The 7831-nt window shown below is 50.9% G+C and carries 6 protein-coding genes; 3 read left to right on the top strand and 3 right to left on the bottom strand.

Going from position 1 to position 7831, the window contains the following annotated elements; all coding sequences use genetic code 11:
* Nucleotides 1-42 precede the first annotated feature (42 nt).
* The 3 genes from HMPREF2572_RS04870 to HMPREF2572_RS04885 all read right to left on the bottom strand — a co-directional run bounded on the left by HMPREF2572_RS04870 (nucleotide 43) and on the right by HMPREF2572_RS04885 (nucleotide 4052).
* Nucleotides 43-606 (bottom strand): hypoxanthine-guanine phosphoribosyltransferase, encoded by a 564-nt coding sequence (locus tag HMPREF2572_RS04870; protein WP_070496481.1) that lies wholly within the window; start codon nucleotides 604-606, stop codon nucleotides 43-45.
* Nucleotides 607-887: 281 nt separating this feature from the next.
* A complete protein-coding gene (locus HMPREF2572_RS04880) occupies nucleotides 888-3167 on the bottom strand; it encodes a tetratricopeptide repeat protein (protein WP_246827772.1) in 2280 nt (759 codons plus the stop codon).
* Between the two features lie 66 nt (nucleotides 3168-3233).
* Nucleotides 3234-4052: a DNA ligase gene (locus HMPREF2572_RS04885; protein ID WP_009312582.1), complete on the bottom strand. Its 819-nt coding sequence runs from the start codon at nucleotides 4050-4052 to the stop codon at nucleotides 3234-3236.
* Nucleotides 4053-4169: 117 nt separating this feature from the next.
* Between HMPREF2572_RS04885 and HMPREF2572_RS04890 the strand changes: the two genes are divergently transcribed.
* The 3 genes from HMPREF2572_RS04890 (at nucleotide 4170) to HMPREF2572_RS04900 (ending at nucleotide 7626) form a co-directional block, all read left to right on the top strand.
* On the top strand, nucleotides 4170-4802 hold the full coding sequence (locus HMPREF2572_RS04890) for an MBL fold metallo-hydrolase (protein WP_070496483.1): 633 nt from the start codon (nucleotides 4170-4172) through the stop codon (nucleotides 4800-4802).
* A gap of 107 nt (nucleotides 4803-4909) precedes the next feature.
* A complete protein-coding gene (locus HMPREF2572_RS04895; protein WP_070496484.1) occupies nucleotides 4910-5329 on the top strand; it encodes an NTF2 fold immunity protein in 420 nt (139 codons plus the stop codon).
* Between the two features lie 527 nt (nucleotides 5330-5856).
* Nucleotides 5857-7626: an acyl-CoA dehydrogenase family protein gene (locus tag HMPREF2572_RS04900; RefSeq protein ID WP_070496485.1), complete on the top strand. Its 1770-nt coding sequence runs from the start codon at nucleotides 5857-5859 to the stop codon at nucleotides 7624-7626.
* The last annotated feature ends 205 nt before the right edge of the window (nucleotides 7627-7831 follow it).

A 7831-nucleotide genomic window follows, 5' to 3' on the forward strand; every position in this document is an offset into this window, starting at 1 on the left:
GGTCGTCTGAAAAGGTTTTCAGACGACCTTTTTTATTCCGCATCAGCCTTGGTTGAGCGCGTAAATCTCGCCCAAATTGCGCCAGCAGCCCGCCGCGTCCATACCGTAGCCGAAGACGTAGCGGTTGGGAACATCAAGCCCGACATAATCCGCCTTGATCGGTTTTTCCTTGTCGATCAACTTGTTGGCAAACACAGCCGCACGGCAGCTCGTCGCGCCCATTTCCAAGAGCTTGGACTGAATCGCCGACATCGTGTGTCCCTCGTCCAAAATATCGTCCAACACAACCACATGGCGGCCCCGAATCTGCTCCGGATCGGGCATACGTTTCCAGTTGAACGCACCGCCCGCCAGCTTGTCGCCGTAACGGGAAACATGAACATAATCAAAGTCCAACGGAAAGCGCAACAACGGCAGCAACTGCCCCGTAAACACCACCGCCCCACCCATCACAGGCAGCAGAAGCGGATATTTGTCCCCCAAGTCGCGCGTAATCTCGTCCGCCACTTTTTGCAGCGCGGCACGGCATTGGTCTTGGTCGAACAAAAGCTCGGCATTATCAAGCATGGCTTGGGTTTCAAGGCGTTTGGTTTCTAAATCGATCATGGTAAACAGGGAAAATCAGTTGAGAAAAAAGAAATTATAAACCCAAATCGCGCTGAGGTCGTCTGAAATCCCGCCGCAGCCTTGCCCTGTTTTGCCGTTTTGTGAACTTGGAAAACCATTTTCGCAAACAAAGCCCACGTGGCGGGCGTTGGCAGAATGCGCCGAACTAGCTTAGTTTCAGTAGGTCGGATTCTCGAATCCGACGGCTCTTGAGATGGCAGGTTTTTTTCGGATACAAGTATCCGACCTACGGCCGGTTCGGCATTGCCGCGCAAACCCATCTACTTATTCGGCGGATTAATCGGCAGCGTCGAGCGGGAGACTTTGACGTCGGGGCATTTTTGCTTCATCTGATAGCGGAACACTTCCGCCTTGCGTTGATTGCCGGTTTTTTCGTAATTCGTACCCAAAATCACTTCGTCCGCCAGATTCCGTATATCGGCATAAGGAATATAGACGGATTGGGTCTGCTCGCAATATTCGATTTCCTCCGAATCGATCGGCTTGATGACCAGCAGGCGGAACTCTTCTTCGTCGCGGAAGGCGAAGTCTTTAAATAGATAGCGGATGTATTCCAAGGCTTCTTTATCGTCGTCGCTGACGGCGGATTTGTCCTTGAAAAACCCGATAAGCTCTTCCAACGCTTCTTTTAATTTTTCCAAGCGGAACTGATGCCATTCTTCATTTCCGACGGGTTTCAGGCGGATGCCGAACCGACTGATATTTGTATTTAACGTGAATCGAATGGACGAACCCAGATTTTCTTTTGCTAAATTTTGATGAAGATTGAAAGCCTTATTCGGAGCAGAAAGCCATATCCCGCATTTCCTTTCCGCAATATATTCATCTTTGTACGCGATATAGGCAACTTGATAAAGCGGCAGCTTTTCGTATTCATCATTCCAAAAACCGTCTTCCGGCAGGTCGTCTGAATCTTTCCCTGACTTTTTGGATAGGCTGCTGAATGGGACGGAAACATCCGCTTCTATCAGCCAATCCCCGTTTTTATTGAACACCAGACAGCAGCCCGAAGCCTCCACGCCGTCTTCTTTGCCATACAGGCGAAACTGGTTCAAGTCATTGACGCGACTGGAGAAGCAGGTAAAAAAGGCATTGTGGGACACGCCATCCGTTTTGTTTTCCAACTCCAAATCCTGCTGGTTCAGCAAGTCCAGCAGCCCCTTTCCTTCGGACGGGTCGTTCATATAGGTCGAGCTGCCGAGCCGCATCGGACTGGCGGTTTCGTTGCCGCCGATGCTGAATAATATATGGCATACATGGGGCGAAGTGTAATGCGCCATTGGGGTAAAACCCAACTCTATCGGCGTGATATGGAGAACCGCCAATACGGTTGCAACAGCGTCTTGCGGTTGTGAAGTTTCCCCTTGGAAAAGCGATTCCTGAATTTCTTGTTTTTTCTTTTCAAAATAGGAATGCCAATCTTCATTGAGATAAGCGACATCTCTTAAACTTTGATGGATTCTTTTTTCTATTCTTTTTTTTGCTTCATCACTTAATTGTGATAATTGTCTATCAGCAGTCAAAAGATATTTACCGGCTTGTTTCTTGAAAAGTGCTTCCGCTTTATCTGTATTTTTAATTCTCTTAACCCGCTCTATATAACAACGGCCAAGCCCAAATCGAGCAAATATTTGTTGTTGAATGCGGATTTGTTCATTTTCCAATTGTCTGGCAAGCCGTAAATTTCGTTTGGCAAATGCAGTGGCTTGTCTGAACAGTTTGGCTGCCTCGTTCATATCCTTGGTTTTTATAGCTTGCTCCAAATAACAACCGCAAAACCAAGATAGGGCATCGATTTGTTCCTGAATACTGTCGTCTTGTTTATCTTCCAGTTGCTCGGCAAGTTGTAATCTTTTTTCGTTGTGTTTAATGGCTCGCCCGAATAGGGCGTTTATTTCGCCAGTATTCTTAGTTTTCCTAGCTTGTTCAACATAACAACGGACAAGCCAAGATTGAGCAGCAGTTTGTTGCCAAATACGATTGTGTTTATTTTTCAGTTGCTTGGTAAATGTCAGCCATTTCTCATAGTGTTTAACAGACTGTCCAAACAGTTCTCCTGCTTTATTTGCATCTTTGATTCTAGCGGCATACGCAAGATAATGACGACCAAGCCAAAATTGGACATCGATTTGTTCATCAACAATATCTTGTTTATCTGTCAGTTGCTTGGCAAGTTTCAACCTTTGCCGATAGTGTTCAACGGCTAGTTTGAACAATTCATCTGACTTATCCGTATCCTTGGCTTTCTCTGCCTGTGCGAAATAACAACGGCCAAACCAAGCTTGAATCTCAATTTGCTCAGTAATCTGAGTGCTTTTATCTATAATCTCATCCCAAGCCTGATGTAGTATTTCAATCGCTTCATCGTATTGTTTCTCATTAAATAATTCGCTGCTTTCATCAATCAAACCATTAACATCCATATCTATCCCTCTATCAAACCAATCCATTAAAAACCAATCAGACGAAAATTGTACACCATATATACCGAAGCCTTCCTTTTCTCCGCCAAAGCAGAAAACCGATTCAGTATCCGTCAAACTTGTGAAAAGGTCGTCTGAAAACCTAAAAATACGGTTTTCAGACGACCTTCCAATCATCCGCTCTTACCTGTCCGTCCTGACCCGAACAAACGTGGCAAATTTCGGTGTGCCTTTTTGTGTGAAGCCGCGGTAGCGGTATGTGATGACCGCGCCGATTTTGGGCGGGTTGTCGCGGTCTTTGTCTTTGAAGCCGCTGCCGATGCGGAATTCGCCGTGTTGGTTTTTGCAGCCGACCGCGCCCAGCCGTCCGGCGTTGCGCCCTTTGCCTTCATAATGCCGCGTTACCGTGCATTCGTCGTCGTATTGGCTTTTCAGCTTGAGTAATTGGCTGCTTCTGCCGCCGCTGTAACGCGATTCGGGCTGGCGCAGCATCACGCCTTCGCCGCCCTGTGCTTCGATTTGTTTTAAAAAATCCATCGCGTGCTGCCGGTCGCGGACTTTGGTTTGCGGGATGATGGTGATGGGCGCGTTCGGATGCGTTTTCAGCCATTGCGTTGCGACGGCGAGGCGCTGGTAGAGATTGCCCTGCGCTTTGGGTACATCGAAAACATGAAGTCGGATGCCGCGCCAGTCGCCGGAAGACGAGCGTACGGCGGCGGAAATCTGTTCAAACTGCCCGCGTCCGCTATACAGCTCGCCGTCGAGCGGATACGGCGGGAACTGCGCGGTAAAACCTTTGGGCGGTGTGAACGCGTAGCCCTGCCTGCTGACCAGTTGCCGCCCGTCCCAATACGCGCGCACGCCGTCTAACTTTTCGCTCATCGCCCAGCCTGTAATGTCTTGGTCTTTGTATTCCTGCGCCAGCATCAAATCCGCGCCGAGCGCCGTTTGGATGAAAAAAGCGGCAAAAATCGGTATCATGCCCTGCATTGAAGTTCTCATAAATGTTCCTGTAATGTGAGTGATTATTTCAAATATAATAATGATACCGCATAAGCAGACCGAAGGTCGTCTGAAAATATCCGCTCCGTCCAACCACTACCCAAGGAATCCCACCTCATGGCACTTCAAGCCGAAATCATTGCCGTTACCCCTTTCCGCCAAAACTGCACCCTATTGTGGGATGACGAAACCCGTGAAGCCGTCCTGACCGATGTCGGCGGCGACGTTTCCTACCTCCTGCAAGAGCTGGACGCGAAAAACCTCACCCTGACCGCCATTTGGCTGACCCACGGCCATCTCGACCATGCCGGCGGCGTGGTGGAATTGCGCGAACACCGCCCCGTCCCCGTCATCGGCCCTCATGCAGACGATGAATTCCTGCTGCAAGCCCTGCCCGACACGACCGCCCAATACGGTTTTCCCGTTTCCCCCGCGTTTAAGCCGACCCGCTGGCTGACCGAAGGCGAAACGCTCAAGGTCGGCAGCCACGCCTTCCAAGTCCTGCACATCCCCGGCCACACGCCCGGCCACGTCGTTTTCTACTGCGCCGAAGCAGGGCTGCTCATCGCGGGCGACGTATTGTTTTACGAAACCATAGGCAGAACCGACTTCCCACGCGGCAACCACGCCGACCTCATCCATAATATCCGCACCAAATTGTTCGTCCTGCCCGAAGACACGCGCGTCATCGCGGGACACGGCAGGATGACCGACATCGGGCATGAAAAACGGCACAATCCGTTTTTTTAAATACTGAAAGCGAAAGGTCGTCTGAAACACGGATAAGCGTTTCAGACGACCTTTTTATAGAAAATGAGTAAAATGCAATTTAGAACACTTTAAAGGAAATTCGTAATATGAAAACTGCGCATGAAACATTAGCTGAGTTCATTCAACAAATGAAAGATTATGAATTGTATTGGGGAGGGCTTACTCAAAAAAGTTTGGATGAAGGTACTTTTTTTGAAATTGATGAAGATGAAAACAGCAAAAAAAGATCTGATGAAATCAAAAAAATACATCACCAATTTTTATCTAAAAAAGCTTTATCTTTAAGGCAAGCTAGACAAGAAGCTCCTTCTTTTCAGATGCCGCCAGAATATAACCAAACCATTACAGCTGAACGGAAAATCAGTGATAAAAAATACGAAATAGATGTGTTGGAAGATGGGGAAAAGAAAACCTATACGCTGGTTTTGGAAGGTGGGGAGTGGAAAATCGATCAAATGGGTTTTATGTATTACGATAAATGGAAGAAGTCGCGCCAATTGTTTTGAATAGACGATAACTTGTCATCGGTTGGCTTAAGAATCAATACCCTGATAAAGTTGGTTGAAGGGCTGATTCCCGGAAAATTTGTTTTCTTAAAAAGGTCGTCTGAAAAGTTCAAAATCTTTTTCAGACGACCTTTGACGACTTTGACCGCGCTCAAACCTGCTGCGCTCCGCCCATGCTGCCTGATTTGAAATAATTTTTTTAAAAATAAAAGGATAGCCTTGTATAGTGGATTAACTTTAAACCAGTACGGCGTTGCCTCGCCTTAGCTCAAAGAGAACGATTCTCTAAGGTGCTTAAAGCACCAAGTGAATCGGTTCCGTACTATCTGTACTATCTGCGGCTTCATCGCCTTGTCCTGATGTACTATCTGCGGCTTCGTCGCCTTGTCCTGATTTAAAGTTAATCCACTATAACTTGCCCGAGGTCGTCTGAAAACCTGCGCTTTGCAAACCTGTGGTTTAGGATTAGTATAACTATACCAATTTATCCTAAATCCATTTCAAATCATTCACTTCGGAGAGATTCCATGAGCTACACGGCCCCTGTAAACGAATTGCGTTTCGGCATCCGCGTGCACGGCAGGTTGGACGAAATCCTGCAACTGCCCCATGCGGAAGGTTTGGATGCGGAAACGGTGGATGCGGTGCTGGACGAAGCGGCGCGGTTTGCCTCGGAACAATGGGCGGACACCAACCGCACCGGCGACCTCTACGGCGCGGGTTTTTCAGACGACCTGATTACCACCCATCCCGATTTGGCGCGTGCCTACTATGATTTCTGCGAAGCGGGCTGGGCGGGTTTGCGCGCGCCGGCGGAGTTTGGCGGACAGGGGCTGCCGGCGGTCGTGTCGGCGGCGTGTGAAGAGATGTGGTGCGCCGCCAACCTCGCCCTGTCGCTGATGCCGATGCTGACGCTGGGGGCGGTGGACGCGCTGTTCAAACATGGCAGCGAGGAGCAGAAACAGACCTACCTGCCGAAAATGTGCAGCGGCGAATGGGCGGGAACGATGAATTTGAGCGAACCGCAGGCGGGTTCGGATTTGAACCATATCGCCACCCGCGCCGTACCGAAGGAAAACGGTGCGTATGCCCTCAGCGGTCAGAAAATCTTCATCACTTGGGGCGATCAGGAAATGACGGAAAACATCGTCCATCTGGTGCTCGCGCGCCTGCCCGATGCCGCGCCGGGCGTGCAGGGCGTGTCGATGTTTATCGTGCCGAAATATTTGGTGAACGCGGACGGCAGCTTGGGCGGACGCAACGGCGTGCGCGCCATCGGCATCGAACACAAGCTCGGCATACACGCCAGCCCGACCTGTACGATGGAGTTCGACAACGCCGAAGGCTATCTGGTCGGCAGGGCGGGCAAGGGTTTGGCGTATATGTTTACCATGATGAAAACCGCGCGGCTGAACGTCGGCATCGAAGGCCACGCCGTCGCCGAACGCGCCTACCAAAACGCACTCGCCTATGCGAAAGAGCGCGTGCAGGGACGCGACGAGGCGGACGGTTCAGACGACGTAGCGATTATCCGCCATCCCGACGTGCGCCGTATGTTGTTGATACAAAAGGCAACGCTCGCCGCCCAACGCGCCCTCTATCTGCGTGCCGCCGCCCTGACCGATTTTGCCGCCGCCTGCCCCGACAACGTATTGCGCAAAGAAGCGGAGCGCGAACTGGATTTCCTGATTCCCATCGTCAAAGCCTGGCCGACCGACAACGGCGTCGTCCTGACCAACCTCGCCGTCCAGATTTACGGCGGCGCGGGCTACGTCGAAGAAAGCGGCGTGGCGCAATACCTGCGCGACGTGCGGATTACGCCGATTTACGAAGGCACCAACGGCATACAGGCCGCCGATTTGGCAGGACGCAAAACCACCGGCAAAAACGGCGCGCTGCCCTTGAAGCTGCTCGCCGAAGGCAAAGGGCTGGCGGACAAACTCGCCGCAGTCGAACCCGCCGCCGCGCAGCAACTGGCGCAAGCCATTGAAACGGCGGAACAAAGCACCGCCCGCATGGTCGGATACGCCGACCGTCCCGCCCTCGCCGCCGCCGCGTCCAACGCCTACCTACAACAAATGGGGCTGACGCTCGGTGCCATCGGACTTGCCCGTGCCTACCTTGCCGCCGAATCCGCCCAAGCGGAAGACGCCGACGGCTTCGGCAGCGGTTTCTACGCCGCCCAGCAACACAACGCCCGCGTCTATTGCGCCCACGTCCTGCCACAGGTGTACGCCTGCGCCGCGCAGATTGAAAACGCGCAGACATTGTTGGAAGTACCGTTAGAGCTTTATTGAGGGATACGGGTTTGAAAAGAGGTCGTCTGAAACCGGATTTTGGGTTTCAGACGACCTTTTTTGTCGGCTTTAGCGTGGATTGAAGCAGAACGCATGAGTCGAATTGAGCAATCTGTCCGATCGGGAATTGGACGGAAATGGAAAGGCAACAGGATTGCCACAGCGTAAAAAGATCGTCTGAAAACCTGATTTTCAAGTTTTCAGA

Origin of the sequence: Neisseria sp. HMSC064E01 (genome assembly GCF_001808875.1) — a bacterium.
Classification (GTDB): Bacteria; Pseudomonadota; Gammaproteobacteria; order Burkholderiales; family Neisseriaceae; genus Neisseria; species Neisseria sicca_A.

What these genes read in the sequence shown, in the direction of transcription:
- HMPREF2572_RS04870 (WP_070496481.1), bottom strand. Translation starts at nt 606, where the DNA reads ATGATCGATTTAGAAACCAAACGCCTTGAAACCCAAGCCATGCTTGAT.
- HMPREF2572_RS04890 (WP_070496483.1), top strand. Translation starts at nt 4,170, where the DNA reads ATGGCACTTCAAGCCGAAATCATTGCCGTTACCCCTTTCCGCCAAAAC.
- HMPREF2572_RS04900 (WP_070496485.1), top strand. Translation starts at nt 5,857, where the DNA reads ATGAGCTACACGGCCCCTGTAAACGAATTGCGTTTCGGCATCCGCGTG.
- HMPREF2572_RS04885 (WP_009312582.1), bottom strand. Translation starts at nt 4,052, where the DNA reads ATGAGAACTTCAATGCAGGGCATGATACCGATTTTTGCCGCTTTTTTC.
- HMPREF2572_RS04895 (WP_070496484.1), top strand. Translation starts at nt 4,910, where the DNA reads ATGAAAACTGCGCATGAAACATTAGCTGAGTTCATTCAACAAATGAAA.